The sequence below is a fragment of the Lysinibacillus sp. BSL11 genome (assembly GCF_052928325.1).
On sequence record NZ_JAVGCX010000021.1, the window covers coordinates 1 to 18,443 of the forward strand.

Sequence of the window (18,443 nt, forward strand, 5' to 3'; positions counted from 1 at the left end):
TTTATTAGAGAATCAAATGTTGCCTGTTCTTCCTTATACACGTCCTAAAACGAGAGATGGATTCTTCCGAAAGCATGAGTATATATATGATGAGCACTATAATTGTTATCTTTGTCCACAAGGACAGCTATTGAAGTATACGACAACGACTAAAGAAGGGTATCGTCAATATAAATCGAATCCTTTGATTTGTGCGAAGTGTCCAAGCCTATCCCAATGTACAGAAAGTAAGCATCATCAAAAACTCATTCAACGTCATATTTGGGAATCGTATGTGGAGGAAGCAGAACATTTACGCCATTCCTATGACATCAAACAAATCTATGCAAAGCGCAAAGAAACGATTGAGCGTGTCTTTGCCGATGCAAAGGAAAAGCATGGTATGCGATGGACAACCTTAAGAGGTCTAAAAAAATTGTCCATGCAGGCGATGCTTACTTTTGCTGCCATGAATTTAAAGAAACTGGCTACTTGGACGTGGCAAGTAGCTTAAGAGAGCAACTATGCTCGAAGAGTATGTTGGATTTGGTAATGTATTACTAAATATCAAGACGACATAGGAAGAAAAATGATAAAAGCCCTCGAGAGTGAACTTCTCGAGGGCTTTTGTCTACAGTCTGAAAGGGTGTTAATTAACACCCTTTTGCTTTTAATGATAGGACTCGATTTACTTCACATGATCTGTTTCTTTATCTTTATGTTTCTTATGTTTTGAAAAAAAGAGCTCTATCTTTTTTAAAATCACATCACGTACTTTATTACTTAATCCTTTTTCAAGGTAATGATGTGATAGTGAAGCTACTGCTAAAGAAAGAGCAACCATCAAAGGTAAAAAACTTGGGTCCTGTATTGCTACTCTGGCAGGTGTGTCCCATAAGAGGAGAGAAGCCGTATCTGTAACTAATGGATGAACTAAGTAAAGTGAGAAAGATATATCTCCAAGCCATATTAGCCATTTAGGAACAGTGAATTCGTAAGTTTTACTTGCAATAACAAAACAAAATACCATAATTACCATAGGGAATCCCCAATGTGTAACACCTACACCTGAATGTACGCCAGATACTATCCACCAGAAAGCAAATGCCGCTGAAATCCAAGCAATTCTACGTGCTACTAGAGGGTTATGTATTTGAAGAGGGCTAAAGTATAACCACCCAATTACGACACCAGCAACAAACTCCCAGATTAAAGGAGATGTAATTATATTAAGGTAGCTACTAAAATTATAACGTTGGAAACCTATAAGTGTAACATCATTATCAAAGATATATGGTAAAAATAGTAGTGAGAATGCAATCCAAGATGAGAAAACAACCCATCTAAATTTTTTAAATAGTAGGCTGATGCAAATAATTAAGTAGAAATATAATTCGTAATTAAGTGACCATCCAACATGAAGTACTGGAGAGCCGAAGAACGGAGCACTACCATTATTTAAATCAAGGGGAATGAACATAAGGGACTTAATTACATCATTCCAACCTAATTTATAATCAGCGTTAATATATCCATATGTAATTAACATGACTATATAAAAAATGATGGACACTACCAAATATACAGGTACAATTCTCGCGAATCGTTTAACAGCAAATTTGGTTGTATATAGGAATGTTCCATCTGTGTTTCTGGTTGTATACACCATAATAAAACCACTTATAACAAAAAATAGATCTACACCAGATCCATTGGCATTAAAAAGCCAATTTGATATTAAGCTAGATTCGTTCGTTGGATAGTTAATTCTACTATGTAGAATTACTACCATTAATGCTGCAATACCTCGAAAGGCTTGCAAGAAAGTAAGTTTTTTCATTTTAGTTTCCTTTCCGATTGGTGATTAAAGCCAATTTATATTCTATGGAATATATATAGTGTTGTCTATCTTATAATTTTTTTTGTTTAAATTGTTAATCCAAAATTCTTTTGAGTAAAAGAGGATTATTCTAATCAAAAAATATTAAGATAATCGTTTAACAACCTATTTTTTTACCAATCCTTTTACAATAAGGGGTTGGTAAAAATGGAAAGTAAATTCTTCGTAGGAGTTTTTAATGGTTTACTATTAAGTATTATTTTATGGGTTTCTATCTTTGGGTGGATACGCATAATAAAGAATCTTTTATAAAACGCAAGCATATGCTTAGCGTTATTTTTTATGCATTTTTTACGCTATGAGAACAATCGAGATGAACAACAGTACATGTTACTGATTCTCGAGGCTCCTCATAGCTTTTTATTTTAAGGGACAAAGGAGAGGGAATAGGGCATGAGTCAAGAAACAACCTTTCAACAAGCTGTTACTGTAGCTGACCATGAAAGACGGCTGAAGGATCTAGAAAAAGACGTATCAACAATTAAACCAATCGTGTACAACACAGCTTCAAGTGTTAAACAAATCGAAAAATCTGTTGAAAAAAATGGAACAGAACAGTGATAAAATCAAGGTTATTTTTTAGATGCTGCAATTAGTGGTGTGGTAGGAGTTTTATTTATAGCATTACAAAATTCACTTTTTGGAGGATAATTAAATGAAAATCAACTGGAAAGTACGTTTAAAACACAAACCATTCTTAGTGGGAGCATTTGCATTGTTGCTACTAATTATTCAACAAATCGGAGCTAATTTCGGCTTTGATACAACAATATATAACGAGCGAGTTACAGAGTTATTCAACACTGTACTCGCTTTTTTAGTGCTGATTGGTGTAATTGCTGATCCAACAACTGAAGGCGCAAGTGATAGTGAGCAAGCATTAAAATATAAAAAATCAAAGGATGATGTGAAATGACTAGTGTAACAACTACATGTCGTGATTTAAGCGAATTAACATCAGCAGCACAAACAGCCTGCCGACTACTCTTTCAAGAATGCTACAAGGCAGGTATAGATTTTATTTTCATCACAGAGACATACCGCAGCCAAGCACGCCAAAATTATCTATATGAGCAAGGTCGAACAAGACCAGGACAAGTAGTTACTTGGACACGTAATAGTAATCATACATCACGTAGAGCTTGGGATATTGCTGTAGTACCGCCAAGAAATTTATATGATATTTCTATTTTGTCTAAGGTGGGAGCAATAGCTAAAAAACTAGGTATTGAATGGGGCGGTTACTGGCAGGCAGGAAATTACGATGCGCCCCACTTCGAGATTCCTTCAAATTGGGCTATGCCAAAAGGGTACAATTTAGAGGGACAAGTAATCGTACCTTCTAACAGCAAGTTAAAAGTACAACTAATCGTTAAAGATAAACCAAAAGAAAAGGATGATGAAACAATGAGATTTACAAACCCAACAACTGAAAATGCTGTACGTGATTACATTAAACAGGCAGTAGATAAAGGCAAGATTGATAAGTCATGGCTTGATAAATTCGATTCGGGGACCATGACAACAGGTGATTTTAAAGGGTTAAAAATTATTATCTCTCAACGATAGAAGAATAAAGCCTAGGTACTCAATTAATTTTGAGCCTGGGATTTTTTAATTTATTATTTTTGGATTTTTATATCGTTAAAACGATAAGATTCGTAATCTGCATTTAATACAATGATGATTTTATCAGCAGATACTGGTTTGAAAAATATCACTGAACTCTCTGTTACACTAGGTTCAATATAGCTAGCTGATTTTGCAACATCTTTATCGTAATATCTTTCAAAATTAAAATCGAAGTCGTATTCATATGTTTTCCACCAGCAATAATTTTAGAAAGACTATCGCCAGTAGAAACTTCTTTTTTCGAATTATTTACATACGTTACGTAAATTTTTAGCGAATCTGAATTTTGAACAACTTCATCAATTTTGACTGTAACATTATTGATTGTTTTAGATAATGCAGATTGAGTAGTAGAAGCTCCAGTAGTACTTGATGTAACAGCATTTAATGGTACGTAGGCTTTATTATTAATAACTTGTACATCAATAGATTCTTTCTTCCCATCAAAAACGAAATTGTATTTAGTTGCAGCATAAGCACCCATACTAAAAGTTAAAAGTAGAATTAATACACTAAATAATACTGTTGTTTTTTTAAAATTAAATTCCTCCTTTTTTAACTATAATAGGAAATTTAATGAGGTTTGTACATAGTAAAAAACAGACAACCAATATTAGTTATCTGCTTAAAATAATTTTTTTATTATCCGTTTTAAAGATGGTTTCCGTTTTTTCTTAATCAATGACTTTGGTTTCTTAATCTTTATAGGTCTAACTCCAGTAGCCTCAAACAGAAACAGTGCCTTTTTAGATTGCTTCTTAAGTTGTGGCTTCTTTTTACTAATCAGTTTTTTTAACATGGTTAGTCCTCCACAGAAGAGTTATTCCCATTCAAGTATTTCATTAAAATCATTAATTTCTAGTGCCTTACAAATGGTTTCTAGATGCGATTTGTTAATTGTGTCTCTACGATTGTTAACAATTTCACTGATAGCAGCTTGGCGTATACCTGTCATTTCAGCCAATTTTAATTGTGTAAGTCCACGTTCTTTCATTACTTCTTTTAGTTTTATCCGCATATTAAACCACCCTTCGTTAGTTGATCTCTTATTCAAAATATATCAGATTATACGTTTATACGCAATATCAAATAAAAGTATGAAATTCATATTGACTGTACGAATATGCGTATAATACAATGTTATCAAGAATTACGAATAAACGTATATACGTAATGAGGGAGCAACATGCATATTTAAGTAATCCATCTAAACACAAAAAGCGGAAACAAAAATAAATGTAAAGCAAATAAATGAACTAATAATCATCAGTAGGAGGGTAAGTTATGTCCAAACTACATTTATTAAATGAAATAACTACTGTTGTTAAAATGGCATCTGGAAATTATGATGAGACAAAACTTGCTTTATATTTAGATGATTTATTCTCAACCTATACAATTGAAGTGAAGGACGAAATTGATGTAAGTGAGAGTATTGAAGATCTATTGAAGATGTATATTAATGCTATTAAATTAGAAAATTACTCAATAACTACAATTACTAATTATATTTATGAGTTAAAACGGTTTATTAAATTTATCCAGAAAAATTTACTTCGTGCAACAACAGCAGATATAAGGCAATACCTAGCTGCTAATGCCCAACTGAAAAGTGGTACTATAGCGACTAAGTTAACGATAATTAGCTCATTTTATAATTGGCTCGTGCAAGAAGAAATGCTACTAAAAAATCCAACAGCAAAAATAAAGACTCCTAAATCACCTAAGAGACTTAGAGAAGGTTTGACTATAGAAGAGTTAGAGATTGTAAGAGAATCTTGTGATACGCTTCGTCAGAGAGCTTTAATCGAAGTATTTTACAGTACAGCATGTCGTTTAAGTGAGCTTAAAGCATTGAATATTAATGATATCAATTGGCAGGATATGAGCGCGATTGTATTTGGAAAAGGGAGTAAGGAAAGAAAAGTCTTTCTTAGTTTTAAGGCTCTTTATCATTTGAAGAGATATTTAAAATCACGTACAGATGATTGTGAGGCGTTGTTTGTTACTGAACGTAGACCATTTAGGAGATTAACCAACAGAGGAATACAGTTTCAAATTGATAAAATCGAACAAACAGCACAAGTTAGCAAGCCTTTAACACCTCATGTTATGCGTCATACATTCGCAGCACTCGCTATGGATACGGGGATAGAGCTGGCTGATCTGCAACATTTGTTGGGACATGAAAATCCAGCTACTACACTTAGGTATGCACCAGTTTCAGAAGAACGAAAACATGACGCTTTTAAAAAATACCATTTTCAATAAACTAAACAAGTCACTTTGGTCTAGTGACTTGTATACTTACCTGCCTGTGTATTTATAATATCAAATGTTAAGTTTTTAGTTCCCCACAAAGTTCCTCAAAAGACTTCGTTCTTTTTCTGTTGTTTTCTTATATAAGTTTTTGTGTTTTAATGAAAACCCCATGAATACTGGTTTCTAGGTTGGTTTATAAAAAATATTTCGGCAGATTTCCTTAATGAATCATAATCTGAGTATAAGCACACTACTACTCTTCCTTTACAATGAAAGGCAGCGGGAGGAGCTAGTGCCGCTGCATACTCCTATTCAATCGATTAAAGAGGCTTGGTATTTGTCTGGAAGTAATGGCAAAGAGCACTATTTATATCCGTTAAAGCAAGTATTCTATGTCGACCGCTATGAGGTGAAAGATACAGATCGCCTTCAGCAAGTTTTACAAACTAAAAAGGACCTTAGCAGTCGACCAGCAGACCATGAAGCAGTAAGTGATTTATACATACGCTACCATAATGGCAAGGAAACGGCCTTGAAAGTAATAGTCGAGGATGAACGATTCTTCCTAATGGATCAAAAAACAGGACGGTATTATGTACTGCAAGTTCAAGAAGCTGAGGATTATTTTCATTTGTTAAATAATGAAAGCAAAATACCGTGGCTATTATTTATTGTTTATACAATTTTATTTTTTGGTCTTGTCTTTATGCTTGCAAAGAAACTAGTAGCCACTAAATCCACAGAGAAAGAAAGCATGCCCTCCATTACGAAGGATAAAAGATCACTAGCAGATTCTATTTATCCAGCCATCTTACCGCTTATTATCACATTCTCTATGCAGATTTATGGGGCTCAACATAGCTTACTATTACTGAGTGCGATGATGCTGACTTCAGGCATGCGAGAGTTTTTAGAAAAAAGAGGTCATTTCCTGAAAATGCTCCTGCTTCTTCCGCTCTTTTGGTGTTATCTCTATGGTTTCCAAATGATTACTTCCTATATCAACTAGTGAAATAGTGGATATTATTGTCAATAGCTTAGATGCGAAATTCTCATTATTGTTAAATTTTAGCGATAGTTTAGGAGGAGAAACATAGATTTTATAGGCTAATAGGTTTAGGTAGGCTATACTCAAGTGGATTATAGAAGAATAGAGGGAATCATATGAGACTAACTGTGGAACGGAAATTGCAATTTGCTTTTGGTATTGTCCTCATCTTTTTACTGCTTATTTCAGGGATTGCTATGTACTACTTGAATAATAATAATCAGACATTAGCAGAAATCGAAGACAATACGGAATTAATCCATTTATATCAAGATATCTCGTTCCAAACCGTACGAGCGAATGCGGCTATTCGTGGGTATATGTTATATGGCAAGGAAGAAATGCTCAACAATCATCATGAAATCCGAAATACCTTACATACGTCCATTAATCGACTTCAGGAAATAGGCGATAGTAATCAAGATTTTGATCAATTTTTATCGCAGCTTGACGACTGGGAAAAGGCTATAGATGGACAGATTGTGCCTCTTTATCAACGAGGGGATCACCAGCAAGCACAACAAATGGCTTTACCGATTTTAGGTGAGGGCTCTCAGAAATTGGTTGTCTTTGGAAAAACAATGGCAACAGCTCAGCAAGAAGATATGCAGGCTCATATTGAGGCTACCAAGCAAAAAGGAGAAAGAAGTGGCCTCGAAATTATGATTCTAGTGGCTATTTCTCTACTTATAAGCATTATCATCGCAACACTATTCGGTAGACGGATCGCAAAAAATATTCAACAAACAGTGGTTGAAATGGATAAGTTTTCGGAAGGGAATTTGCATACGCATTTACAATTTAAAACCAAGGATGAGTTTGCGCACTTAGCAGATTCCTTCAATAGTATGTCAGAAAAGCTTCGACTGATGATGAAACAAGTCGGAAATTCCTCTGAGCAAGTTGCCGCAACATCCGAACAGCTAACAGCAAGTAGCATGGAGGTTACACAGGCGACAGAGGTGGTAACAGAATCTATTCATGATATTGCACAAGGTATTGATCAGCAGGATACATTAACAGGTGATGTACGAAATTTATCTGCGCATATTTTGAAGAAAATGAATGATATTTCTACAAGCATACAAAGCGTGAATCAAGCAACAGTCAACACGAAAAATATGGCACAAACAGGTCGTTCTTCTGTGCATGATGTTACAGCGCAAATGAATGAAATCTCTACTAACACAAGTGAGCTAAATACACGTGTGCAAGATTTAGATGACAATACAGCGGCGATTGTATCAGCAGTAAATGTCATTAAAAGTATAGCGACACAGACCAATTTACTAGCTATCAATGCTTCCATTGAAGCCGCAAGGAGCGGGGAGCATGGGAAAGGCTTTGCGGTAGTGGCAGAGGAAGTCCGCAAGTTAGCAGATGAGTCAAATCTTGCTGCAGTTGATATTGAAAAAGTAGTGGCCCAAATTACAGATAGCACGAGGGTTATCGAGGAAGATATGGTTAATAGTAATGATTCTGTCCATGTAGGTCGTGAAAAGGTTAATATGGCAAGGGATAATTTTATACAAATTGATGATGCCATTAATGATGTACAAGCACAGACCGAGCTAGTAACGGCAGCGATTCAAACAATCCATCAAGATATTGAAAAGTTAGTGCAGGAAATCGACTATATTAGTGAAGTGTCAATGAAATCAAGCCATCATGTGCAAAGTGTTGCAGCCTCTTCAGAGGAACAAAATGCAGCGATGGAGGAGGTTGCAGCAGCCTCTACCCATCTAGCAAAGATGGCGATAGACCTGCAAGAATCCATTCAGTCGTTTAAATACTAAATCCAATTGACCCCTGTCTAGTTACAGGGGTTTTTATTTGTCGGTAAAGCCTGAATAATATGAAAATCGTAAAAAAGTTAGAAAAAAATTTTTTTGTCCGATAAAAGCTTTGGGAGAAATGTTAAGCAGATAAAGAGAGGGAGAGGTTTTGAAAAAATCAAAAGGAGATTGATATATGAAGAAACTATTTAGCAGTTTTAAGGGCAAGCTTTATACGCTATTTGCGCTAGTATTACTTATCCCTGTCATATCTGTTGGGAGTTTGTCTTATTTATCTGCAAAAGACTCGATTGAAGAAGAAATTTTATTTAGTGCCAATGAAAGTGTAGGCATTTTAAATAAGCTCATTGACAAAACGATTAGTGAGAAAATGAGTGATATTAATGTATTTAGTAGTGAAATAGATGCGCGCCAATATGAAGAAGCACAAGCTTCGATTGTGGCTAAATTTCAGCAATATACAAAGCTTAATGCAGATGTATTGAGTGTTTATATTGGCATGAATGACGGTCGATTTACACAGGAGCCAAAATTAAATGATGCAGACTATAATCCATTAGATCGAGATTGGTATAAAGAGGCGACAGCTTTAAAAGGAGAAACCTTAATTACCAACCCTTACAAGGATGCGGGGACGGGTGATATGGTGGTAACAGTTGCTAAGCAGACGAAGGATCAGGCTGGGGTTGTGGCAATTGATATTAAATTAACCGATCTTCAAAAAATTGCTGATTCAATTCGAATCGGAAAAAATGGGTATCCTTCTATTTTTGGAGAGGACAAGATGGTCATTTCACATCCTACACTGGAAGCGGGAGGGGAGCTGAAAGAAAGCTTCCTTGATGAAATGTACGAAAGTCCATCAGGTACGTATGAATATGTCTTTAATGGTGATGATCGTCTATTATTCTATACGACAAATGAGCTGACAAATTGGAAAATAACAGGAACGATTTTTGCTAAAGAAATTGATGAGTCTGCTTCCTCAATTTTATACCATACGATTCTAGTCCTTATAGCAGCAATTATCATCAGTTCCATCATTTTTTATTTTGTAATGAGGGCTGTCATTAAACCAATTAAAGCCTTAAAGGATAGTGCTGTTACAATCAGCAAAGGGGATCTCACGGAAATAGTAACGATTACGTCAAAAGATGAGATTGGTCAATTAGGACAAGCCTTTAATGATATGCAAGAAAGCTTACGGACACTAATTCAAAAAATTGAACAAAATGCAGAGGAGGTTGCTTCTTCAGCAGAAGAACTAACTGCCAATGCCAATCAGACAAGCATTGCAACGGAAAAAGTGGCGATTTCCATTCAGGATGTTGCAACAAGCGCTGATTCTCAAACGATGAGTGCCACTAAAAATGCAGCTTCTTTACATGAGCTTTCTACTGCCATTCTGCATATTGCTGAAATCTCTTCGGCAGTGACGGACCTTTCACAGCATGCGACATTACAGGCGGACGAAGGCGGACAAGCTGTCCAAAATACAAAGGATCAAATGCAATCCATTCATTTATCCGTAGCAGACTCCAATGCGAAAATCCAGACATTGCATGAACGCTCTCAGCAAATTACATCCATTTTAGATGTGATTACAAGCATTGCAGATCAAACAAATTTACTGGCTTTAAATGCCGCTATCGAAGCAGCAAGAGCAGGAGAGCATGGGAAAGGCTTTGCAGTCGTGGCAGACGAAGTGCGGAAGCTTGCAGAGCAATCACAGGAATCAGCTAAACAAATATTTGAGCTTATCCGAGGGATTCAGCAAGAAACGGAGCAATCTGTCAGTATTATGGCGAAGGTTACAGAGGATGTGCAAAGTGGATTGTATATTTCCGATGAAGCCATTGCAAAATTCCAAGTCATTATGACAAGTATGAATGAAATTACCCCTAAAATGGAGGAGGTTTCTTCAGCCTCTGAGCAGATGTCTGCAGGTGTTCAAGAGGTAGCAGCAGTAACCGAAGATTTGGCATTCTCCGCGAAAGGCAATGCAGCGGCGTCTGAGGATGTAGCGGCATCAACAGAGGAGCAATTAGCCTCAATGGAGGAAATCAATGCCTCTGCGCAAGCACTCGCACATATGGCGGATGAATTAAAGCTACTGATTAGTCAGTTTAAATATTAAAGCACAACGCCACTCCAAATTTGGGGTGGCGTTAAGTGTTGATAAATGCCGTACTAATAGAGCAAAGCAACCGTTTTTATCAAAAAACGCCACTCCAATCTTAGAAGTGGCGTTCAGTATTTTATCGATCTTCTTCTTCCCAACAGTCAGTATTTTTTAAGGTTGGGATTGATTTTGCATAGAAGACAGGATTTTTGCCTGCTCTACGTTGTTCAGTAAAGTCGTCTAGCACAAGGAAGGCAATTTTACCGAGCATCATAATAATGGCGATATTGATAAGCGCCATCAGCCCCATAAAGAGGTCAGCAAGATTCCATACAAGCTGTACTTGTGCGATGGAGCCGAACATAACCATAACTAACACTAAAATTCGATAGCAAAACATCCAAGCTTTATGGGCATCCATAAATTCAATATTGGATTCACCATAATAATAATTACCAATAATCGAACTAAAAGCAAAGAAAATGATGGAGATGGCAATAAAATAAGGAGCCCAATCACCAACATGAACAGCTAAAGAATTTTGCGTCAAAATAATACCATCACTCTCACCTTTATCATATAAGCCCGCTAAAATAATGATAAACGCAGTGGCAGTACAAATCATAATCGTATCAAAAAAGACACCTAAGCTTTGTACAAGTCCTTGCTTAGCAGGATGTGAAGTATTAGCAGTTGCCGCAGCATTCGGCACACTCCCCATCCCTGCTTCATTGGAAAATAAACCGCGACGTACACCCTGCATGATTGCAGCACCAATTGCACCACCAGCAGCTTCCTGTAGGCCAAATGCATGAGTGAAAATTAATGAAAAAACATGGGGAATTTCCGATAAATTGGTCACCACAACAAAAAGAGCAACAAGCAAATAAAAGATGGCCATAACCGGGACAAGAACTTGTGTCACCTTTACAATACGATGGACACCACCAAAAATAATTAAGGCAGTTAAAACGACAAGTATAGCCCCAATAATCTTAGGACTTACATCGAAGGCTTCGCCGACTGAAGTGGCAATTGTGTTAGATTGCACAGCATTAAAAATAAAGCCAAAGCTTAATGTTAATAAAATACTAAAAATAATGCCAAGCTTTCGTTGACCTAACGCTTTCTCCATATAGTAGGCGGGTCCACCACGGAATGTATCGCCATCCTTCACTTTATAGACCTGCGCTAAGGTGCTTTCAATGAAGGCAGTGGCCATCCCTAAAATTGCGATTATCCACATCCAAAATACTGCACCAGGTCCGCCTACACCAATGGCTAAGGCTACCCCTGTAATATTTCCTGTGCCAACACGTGAAGCAGCACTAATGGTAAAGGCCTGGAACGGAGAAACCCCCGAATCGCCCTCTCTTTTTTCTACAATTAAACGAAACATTTCAGGAAAAAGACGAATTTGTACAAACTTCGTACCGAATGAAAAATATAATCCTGCTACTAAAAGTAAGATAATGAGGATATATGTCCATAAAATATTATTTCCGCTATCAACTATCGTTGAGATCCATTCCATAAGTTGTCCTCCTTTCACAATACGCTTTAGTCTACACTGTTTTTTTATATAAAATCAACTTTTTTTAATATAATGAATTATACTAAAATTTTGATATTTCAAATTTATTAATTGTGAAAAATCCTTTTATATATTATTTTCCAAGCGTCATATATTGCTTTTGGAAAATTTTCTTATTTTTGTGTGAGAGAGGCGTATAATAATAGAAAAAAAGGAGTGGTGTAGACATGAAAACAATCGGCTTAATTGGTGGGATGAGCTGGGAGTCATCTGCTGAATATTACAGACTTATTAATGAACAGGTTAAACATAGACTAGGGGGCTTACACTCTGCGAAATGTATTTTGTTTAGTGTAGATTTCCAGCAAATTGAGCATTTTCAAGCTAACGGTGAGTGGGACAAAGCAGGTGAGGTACTAGCTCAAGCTGCACAAGCACTGGAGCGGGCAGGTGCAGACCTAGTCATCATTTGTACCAATACAATGCATAAGGTCATTGATGTTATCGAGCCTGCTATAACCATTCCTATTTTACATATTGCGGATGCGACAGCTAAGCAAATCAAAGAAGCAGGGCTACAGAAAATAGCGCTTCTTGGCACAAAGTACACGATGGAGCAAGCGTTTTATAAGGCAAGGGTAGAAAGCTTTGGCATAGAGGTGATCGTGCCTGACAGCAACGACCGAATGGAAGTAAACCGAATTATTTACGATGAATTGTGTCTTGGCACCATTGTACCAGCATCTAAAACGTACTATAGCCAAGTGATCGAGGAGCTTGTACATGCGGGGGCACAAGGGGTAATTTTGGGCTGCACGGAAATCGGCTTATTGATTCAGCAGGAGGATGTCAGCATTCCGGTGTTTGATACAACGGCGATCCATGCACAGGCTGCTGTATTAATGGCGATTCAGGAGGAGGCATAATATGCAGGGAAAAGTAAGACAATTGGGCATTGAAATTGGTATGTTACCAGTTGGGCAGAAAAACTGCATCACCGATGTAGAAGGAGTCCAAGTGGGACATGTGACATTGGATGAGCCATTAGATCAGAATGGGGCCTATGCGTGTACAGGCGTTACAGCCATTTTACCGCATGGAGGCAATGTATTTCAGCAAAAGGTAACAGCGGCAAGCTATGTACTAAATGGCTTTGGGAAAACAACGGGACTTGTGCAAGTGAATGAACTAGGTGTACTGGAATCGCCCATTATGTTAACCAATACTTTTGGCGTACCAGCTGTTACACAAGGTACATTAAGCTATATGCTTGATAGGAATGAAGACATTGGACTGACAACAGGAACCATTAATCTCGTTGTAGGCGAGTGTAATGATAGTTATCTTAATTCGATTCGAGCTTGTCCAGTGACACCTGATCATGCCATAGAAGCCATTCGTCAAGCCTCTACAAAGACGGCACAGGAAGGCGCTGTTGGTGCAGGAAAAGGGATGATGTGTTTCGGTTATAAAGGAGGAATTGGTTCTTCCTCTCGCATCGTCAAAGTAGAATCAAATGAAGTGAACTATACAGTAGGCTGTCTAGTTCTTAGTAATTTTGGACAAGGTGGGGAGTTTTTAGCTGAGCATTACAAAGTCTCAACTACGCAAAACCAATCTATCTTATCACCAACAGATGGCTCCATTATCATTGTCCTTGCGACAGATGCCCCACTAAGTAGTCGACAATTGACACGTGTCATTAAACGCTGTGGCATCGGTTTAGGACGGACAGGCAGTCATTTTTCACATGGTAGTGGTGACATTGTGATTGGCTTCACGACGGCACATAGTATTCCTCATACCGCTGATCAGCTTATTGAGACAAGAATTCAGCTTCGTGAGGATCATCCCATCATGAATCAACTGTTTACAGCCGCAGCGGAAGCGACTGAGGAAGCGATACTGAATTCGTTATCGCAGGCACAGACAACAACTGGCCGCAATGGTCATACTGTACAAGCTTACTCCTTTCATCAGGCATAAAAGAAAAAGCCATTGAAACAGCAAATGTGTTTCAATGGCTTTTTTTAGGTAACCAAACAGGATTCGTTAATTTTTTAGCATGAGCGAGCTATAAGATGAATAAAATCCTTAATTAGAGGATATAAGTGTTTTTTTGACCCGTCAATTGCTGGAATATGTATCATTATAAGAGTATATCCATTATTTTGTAATTATTCTTTTTTTATCTAGTCAATGATAGGGAGATGTGATAATATTCAACTTAAAAAACTGAATTATCTAACTATTTAAAGAGGGGGTTCCGTTATTATTAATCTTTTTCAACCAATAGCACCCTCTCTAAATGGAAGCCCCTCGCCATCACCAGTTGTATGTGAAAACAATGAGCCGCTTATCCAGCTTACAGGTGCTCATCCTAGGGTATTTATGAAGCCAATCTACTATCAGCAACAGATTCCTAATAGTTTACGCGTTATTTATGTAAGAGAAGGTGTCTATGAGCGTTTGCAACAGGTATTAACATTATTACCTCAAAAGTATGGCTTATTACTTTATGATGGCTATCGCCCATTTCAAGTACAGCAGTATTTGTTCAGCCATTTTTCTCAGCAATTAGCAAAAAGGATGCCGCAGTTAACACCACAAGAGATTATGCAGGCGACCAAAAAATATGTAGCATTTCCAAGTAAAGATGCAGCCCATTTAGCCCCCCATTTAACAGGGGGTGCCATCGATGTAACACTGGCTGATGTTCATGGTAAAGCCCTCGATCTTGGGACAGCGTTTGATGAAATGAATGAAAAATCAGCGACCCGTTATTTTGAACAGCATACGCAAGAAAATCCGCTTGCCTGTCAGCACCGACGTTTGCTGTATAACTGTATGACACTTGCTGGATTTACGAACTATGCGGAGGAATGGTGGCATTACGATTATGGCAATGTGGCATGGGCTAGACGTGTTTATGCACAGGTAGCTCATTACGGAGCAGTACACGCAACAATTCAAAATCACAATGTAAAGGAGTTTCGATTTCTATGAAAGTTTATATTAGTGCAGATATTGAAGGGATTACAGGTACAACCTCGTGGAGTGAGACCGAGTTAAACGCACCTGACTATCAGTTTTTTCAAAGACAAATGACGCGAGAAGTAGAAGCTGCCATTGAAGGAGCGATAGCAGGGGGAGCAACTGAAATTTTATTAAAGGACGCACATGATTCAGCCCGCAATCTAGACATTTCCAATTTACCAATCAACTGTAAAGTCATCCGTGGCTGGACATATGATCCTATGTGTATGGTAGCAGGTCTCGATCAAAGCTTTGACCGTGCTATTTTTATCGGTTATCACAGCAAGGGTGGCAGTGAGCGTAACCCACTAGCCCACACGCTTTGCACATACGCAGATGTCAAAATTAATGGCGAATATGCGAGCGAATTTCTGATCAATACGTATGCAGCAGCGTTACACGATGTGCCCGTGTCCTTCGTAAGTGGGGATGTGGGGTTGACAGAAGAGATTCAGGCGATAAATGAACACATTGTCACGTTTGCTACAAAGGAAGGCATCGGCAATGCGACGATTAGTGTCAGTCCACAACTAACCATAATGGAAACCAAGCGACTGGTAGAGTCTTCTATGAAGATCCCTCGTGCCGCATTACAGGTAACGTTGCCAGAACACTTTATGGTAGAGATTATTTATCGTGACCATACAAGAGCCTATCGCAATTCATTTTATCCAAATGCCAAATTCAAACCACATAATACCGTGGAGTTCTTGACCCATGATTTTTATGAGGTGCTGCGTGTCCTGCAATTTTTAACATGATGGAAAGGTCTAGTGGGAGCTTTTACATCAAGTGAGGATTCTATTTCTTGAAAGGTGAGAAGTGATCCATTTGGTGAGGGACCCGCTCATGAAAGTGTGAGAAGTGATCAAAAAAGTGGTGGACCCGCTCACAAAGACAGGAGAAGTGATCAAAAGGTTGAGAGACCCGCTCATAATCACGTGAAAAGTGATCAAAAAATCGAAGAACCCGCTCACATATAGCTGAAAAGCGCTTAATCTAGTTTAACCCCACATAAACGGATAATTAAAAGCAGTGGGACACGCTGTCTGAGTGGTTTGATAGTTGATAGAACCGACAATTTAATCTCATAACCGTGACAACGAGTATGTACCGTTGTTCATTTCATCGATAGATGGTCGATTTAGACAGACCTAGCTTATGTTTGAATGATCCTAGGGAAGGTGCAATCCATCCTACCAATAGGATTTTCATTATAAAAAGATGACTAGGGGGATGCTTGTGAGAAAATATTGGTTGCTGTTCGTATGTCTGGTCGTATTATTTTGTGTAGCCTGTAATGACAAGTCAGCGAGTGAAAAAGCATCAGAATATCGAGTGGTGTATTCAGGGGAAATTAAAACGTTAAATTATTTAAAGACGTCAGAAACAAATGAATTTGCGGTGGCTGCGAATATGGTGGATGGGCTCATTGAATATGACAACTATGGGGTGGTCCAGCCAGGATTAGCGAAAGAGTGGTCCTCGAATGAGGATGCTACGGTGTGGACATTCAAATTGCGTGATGACGCAAAATGGGTAACACATGAGGGCAAGGAATATGCAGCTGTTGTAGCACAAGACTTTGTGGATGGCTTACACTATGTGCTTGATGCTAAAAATGAATCATCGACAGCTTGGATTGCGACGGTGGTGAAAAATGGGGAAGCTTTCTATAATGGCGAGATGAACGATTTCAAGGAAGTAGGCATAAAGGCGCTAGATGAACATACAGTAGAATATACTTTAGAGGCGCCGACACCCTATTTTCTTTCTATGTTGAATTATGTTTGTTTCTTCCCTGTAAATGGCAAGTTCATTGCGGAAAAAGGAGATGATTTTGGCACAACACGTGAAAACTTTCTCTATAACGGTGCCTATATTTTAGATAAATTTGAGCCACAAAATGAACGCGTTCTTGTGAAAAATGAAACGTACTGGGATAAAGACAAGGTGCTGATTGATCGTATTCGCTATAAATACAATAAAGAAGCGGCAACTGTGGCGCCTGAGCTGTTTTTACGTGGCGAAATCGATTCGGCTAGTATCCCTACCTCTATCATTGATGAATGGTTTAAAGATGAAAAGAAAAAATCTCAGGTTCGTCAAACACAAAATAACTTCTATACCTACTTTTATGCACTCAACTTCAACCCACAGTTTGACGCCCAATACGAGCCTGATAACTGGAAAATCGCCGTCAATAATAAAGATTTCCGCAAATCCTTATTCCATGCGCTTGATCGTGTGTCCGCTATGCTAACGGTTGAGCCATATAATCCAGCAGATTTGTTGAGCAATACCATTACACCAAAAAACTTTGTTGATGTGGAAGGCGTGGATTATACACAACTAGCACCACTTACATCCATTTCCAATGAGGATTCCTTCAATAAAGAGCTGGCCCTGGAGTATAAAGAAAAAGCAAAAACGGCATTAGCGGGTAAAGCTACATTCCCTGTGAAAGTATTAATGCCTTATAACGCTGGTATGCCGGATTGGGCTAATCGCTCTCAAGTAGTCGAGCAGCAAATGGAAAAACTACTAGGGACAGATTATGTCGACATTATTGTAGAGGCTGGTCCATCCACAGGCTTCTTATCAGAGGTACGTCGTCCAGGTAAATTTGCACTCTTAGAGGCGAACTGGGGTCCTGACTTTGCAGATCCATCTACGTATACAGATCCTTTTACAGTAGATGGTACTTACAATAAACCAGAATTAGCAGAAGGCTATAAAGAGGCGAATGGAAAAACAACATATCAAAATCTTGTAGATCAAGCGAAAGAAACAATTGACACAGCCAAACGCTATGAGTTATTTGCGAAGGCAGAAGCATTTTTAATTGATGAAGCCTTTGTTATTCCCTATTCAGTTGGTGGTAGTGGCTATATGGCTTCTAAATTAAATCCATTCGAGGCACAATATTCGCCATTTGGTGTAACGGCAGAGAAATTTAAAGGCCAGCAAGTGTTAGAAAAGCCGATGAGTAATGAAGAATTTAAAAAAGCGCTTGCCGAATGGGAGCAAGAACGTGCGGAAGCACTAGCCAATGCTGAAAAGTAGTAGAATTTCGTAGATGAAAAGGAGATACCGAAAAGAATAGTCGGCATCTCCTTTCGTCTTTTTGACAA

The 18,443-nt window shown here is 38.0% G+C and carries 18 protein-coding genes; 13 read left to right on the top strand and 5 right to left on the bottom strand.

The window, feature by feature from the left end:
* The coding region (locus RCJ95_RS20720) for a transposase (RefSeq protein ID WP_446722716.1) at positions 1–493 on the top strand (493 nt) is incomplete at its 5' end.
* Between the two features lie 174 nt (positions 494–667).
* On the opposite strand, the gene RCJ95_RS20725 is transcribed toward RCJ95_RS20720, so the two are convergent.
* Positions 668–1,819, bottom strand: a complete 1,152-nt coding sequence (locus RCJ95_RS20725) for an acyltransferase family protein (RefSeq protein WP_446722717.1) — start codon at positions 1,817–1,819, stop codon at positions 668–670.
* A gap of 453 nt (positions 1,820–2,272) precedes the next feature.
* Between RCJ95_RS20725 and RCJ95_RS20730 the strand changes: the two genes are divergently transcribed.
* From RCJ95_RS20730 to RCJ95_RS20740, 3 genes are all read left to right on the top strand, one after another.
* Complete coding sequence (locus tag RCJ95_RS20730) at positions 2,273–2,440, top strand: hypothetical protein (RefSeq protein WP_446722718.1); 168 nt, start codon at positions 2,273–2,275, stop codon at positions 2,438–2,440.
* 94 nt (positions 2,441–2,534) lie between these two features.
* Positions 2,535–2,795, top strand: a complete 261-nt coding sequence (locus RCJ95_RS20735; protein ID WP_446722719.1) for a phage holin — start codon at positions 2,535–2,537, stop codon at positions 2,793–2,795.
* Positions 2,792–3,448 (top strand): M15 family metallopeptidase, encoded by a 657-nt coding sequence (locus tag RCJ95_RS20740; RefSeq protein WP_446722720.1) that lies wholly within the window; start codon positions 2,792–2,794, stop codon positions 3,446–3,448. Before RCJ95_RS20735 ends, RCJ95_RS20740 begins: the two co-directional genes overlap by 4 nt.
* 163 nt (positions 3,449–3,611) lie before the next feature.
* Here RCJ95_RS20740 and RCJ95_RS20745 read toward each other — a convergent pair whose 3' ends face one another.
* The 3 genes from RCJ95_RS20745 to RCJ95_RS20755 all read right to left on the bottom strand — a co-directional run bounded on the left by RCJ95_RS20745 (position 3,612) and on the right by RCJ95_RS20755 (position 4,529).
* Positions 3,612–3,995, bottom strand: coding sequence for a hypothetical protein (locus RCJ95_RS20745; RefSeq protein ID WP_446722721.1), 384 nt, complete (start codon positions 3,993–3,995; stop codon positions 3,612–3,614).
* A gap of 141 nt (positions 3,996–4,136) precedes the next feature.
* Complete coding sequence (locus RCJ95_RS20750; RefSeq protein WP_446722722.1) at positions 4,137–4,310, bottom strand: hypothetical protein; 174 nt, start codon at positions 4,308–4,310, stop codon at positions 4,137–4,139.
* A 21-nt stretch (positions 4,311–4,331) separates the two neighbouring features.
* Complete coding sequence (locus tag RCJ95_RS20755) at positions 4,332–4,529, bottom strand: helix-turn-helix domain-containing protein (protein ID WP_446722723.1); 198 nt, start codon at positions 4,527–4,529, stop codon at positions 4,332–4,334.
* Between the two features lie 266 nt (positions 4,530–4,795).
* Between RCJ95_RS20755 and RCJ95_RS20760 the strand changes: the two genes are divergently transcribed.
* From RCJ95_RS20760 to RCJ95_RS20775, 4 genes are all read left to right on the top strand, one after another.
* A complete protein-coding gene (locus tag RCJ95_RS20760; protein WP_446722724.1) occupies positions 4,796–5,782 on the top strand; it encodes a tyrosine-type recombinase/integrase in 987 nt (328 codons plus the stop codon).
* Between the two features lie 283 nt (positions 5,783–6,065).
* On the top strand, positions 6,066–6,782 hold the full coding sequence (locus RCJ95_RS20765; protein WP_446722725.1) for a hypothetical protein: 717 nt from the start codon (positions 6,066–6,068) through the stop codon (positions 6,780–6,782).
* 155 nt (positions 6,783–6,937) lie between these two features.
* A complete protein-coding gene (locus RCJ95_RS20770) occupies positions 6,938–8,617 on the top strand; it encodes a methyl-accepting chemotaxis protein (protein ID WP_257521839.1) in 1,680 nt (559 codons plus the stop codon).
* Between the two features lie 175 nt (positions 8,618–8,792).
* Positions 8,793–10,754: a methyl-accepting chemotaxis protein gene (locus RCJ95_RS20775; RefSeq protein WP_446722726.1), complete on the top strand. Its 1,962-nt coding sequence runs from the start codon at positions 8,793–8,795 to the stop codon at positions 10,752–10,754.
* A 121-nt stretch (positions 10,755–10,875) separates the two neighbouring features.
* On the opposite strand, the gene RCJ95_RS20780 is transcribed toward RCJ95_RS20775, so the two are convergent.
* A complete protein-coding gene (locus RCJ95_RS20780; RefSeq protein WP_221680804.1) occupies positions 10,876–12,273 on the bottom strand; it encodes an alanine/glycine:cation symporter family protein in 1,398 nt (465 codons plus the stop codon).
* Between the two features lie 227 nt (positions 12,274–12,500).
* Here RCJ95_RS20780 and RCJ95_RS20785 point away from each other — a divergent pair, with 227 nt between their 5' ends.
* The 5 genes from RCJ95_RS20785 (at position 12,501) to RCJ95_RS20805 (ending at position 18,375) form a co-directional block, all read left to right on the top strand.
* Positions 12,501–13,199, top strand: coding sequence for an aspartate/glutamate racemase family protein (locus RCJ95_RS20785; RefSeq protein ID WP_257521841.1), 699 nt, complete (start codon positions 12,501–12,503; stop codon positions 13,197–13,199).
* Position 13,200: 1 nt separating this feature from the next.
* On the top strand, positions 13,201–14,259 hold the full coding sequence (locus tag RCJ95_RS20790; RefSeq protein ID WP_446722727.1) for a DmpA family aminopeptidase: 1,059 nt from the start codon (positions 13,201–13,203) through the stop codon (positions 14,257–14,259).
* A gap of 405 nt (positions 14,260–14,664) precedes the next feature.
* Positions 14,665–15,279 carry a M15 family metallopeptidase gene (locus RCJ95_RS20795; RefSeq protein WP_446722728.1) on the top strand — a complete coding sequence of 205 codons (615 nt, stop codon included), beginning with the start codon at positions 14,665–14,667 and terminating at the stop codon, positions 15,277–15,279.
* Positions 15,276–16,070, top strand: a complete 795-nt coding sequence (locus RCJ95_RS20800) for a M55 family metallopeptidase (RefSeq protein ID WP_004229439.1) — start codon at positions 15,276–15,278, stop codon at positions 16,068–16,070. The genes RCJ95_RS20795 and RCJ95_RS20800 overlap by 4 nt, the downstream gene beginning before the upstream one ends.
* 475 nt (positions 16,071–16,545) lie before the next feature.
* Entirely contained in the window at positions 16,546–18,375 is a 1,830-nt protein-coding gene (locus RCJ95_RS20805) for a peptide ABC transporter substrate-binding protein (RefSeq protein ID WP_446722729.1), read from the top strand.
* Positions 18,376–18,443 lie beyond the last annotated feature (68 nt).

Excerpts from the sequence above, each read along its gene's own strand:
- RCJ95_RS20800 (WP_004229439.1), top strand. The coding sequence starts at position 15,276 with ATGAAAGTTTATATTAGTGCAGATATTGAAGGGATTACAGGTACAACC.
- RCJ95_RS20740 (WP_446722720.1), top strand. The coding sequence starts at position 2,792 with ATGACTAGTGTAACAACTACATGTCGTGATTTAAGCGAATTAACATCA.
- RCJ95_RS20790 (WP_446722727.1), top strand. The coding sequence starts at position 13,201 with ATGCAGGGAAAAGTAAGACAATTGGGCATTGAAATTGGTATGTTACCA.
- RCJ95_RS20760 (WP_446722724.1), top strand. The coding sequence starts at position 4,796 with ATGTCCAAACTACATTTATTAAATGAAATAACTACTGTTGTTAAAATG.
- RCJ95_RS20745 (WP_446722721.1), bottom strand. The coding sequence starts at position 3,995 with ATGGGTGCTTATGCTGCAACTAAATACAATTTCGTTTTTGATGGGAAG.
- RCJ95_RS20735 (WP_446722719.1), top strand. The coding sequence starts at position 2,535 with ATGAAAATCAACTGGAAAGTACGTTTAAAACACAAACCATTCTTAGTG.
- RCJ95_RS20770 (WP_257521839.1), top strand. The coding sequence starts at position 6,938 with ATGAGACTAACTGTGGAACGGAAATTGCAATTTGCTTTTGGTATTGTC.
- RCJ95_RS20750 (WP_446722722.1), bottom strand. The coding sequence starts at position 4,310 with ATGTTAAAAAAACTGATTAGTAAAAAGAAGCCACAACTTAAGAAGCAA.
- RCJ95_RS20775 (WP_446722726.1), top strand. The coding sequence starts at position 8,793 with ATGAAGAAACTATTTAGCAGTTTTAAGGGCAAGCTTTATACGCTATTT.
- RCJ95_RS20780 (WP_221680804.1), bottom strand. The coding sequence starts at position 12,273 with ATGGAATGGATCTCAACGATAGTTGATAGCGGAAATAATATTTTATGG.
- RCJ95_RS20805 (WP_446722729.1), top strand. The coding sequence starts at position 16,546 with ATGCTTGTGAGAAAATATTGGTTGCTGTTCGTATGTCTGGTCGTATTA.
- RCJ95_RS20725 (WP_446722717.1), bottom strand. The coding sequence starts at position 1,819 with ATGAAAAAACTTACTTTCTTGCAAGCCTTTCGAGGTATTGCAGCATTA.
- RCJ95_RS20755 (WP_446722723.1), bottom strand. The coding sequence starts at position 4,529 with ATGCGGATAAAACTAAAAGAAGTAATGAAAGAACGTGGACTTACACAA.
- RCJ95_RS20730 (WP_446722718.1), top strand. The coding sequence starts at position 2,273 with ATGAGTCAAGAAACAACCTTTCAACAAGCTGTTACTGTAGCTGACCAT.
- RCJ95_RS20795 (WP_446722728.1), top strand. The coding sequence starts at position 14,665 with ATGAAGCCAATCTACTATCAGCAACAGATTCCTAATAGTTTACGCGTT.
- RCJ95_RS20785 (WP_257521841.1), top strand. The coding sequence starts at position 12,501 with ATGAAAACAATCGGCTTAATTGGTGGGATGAGCTGGGAGTCATCTGCT.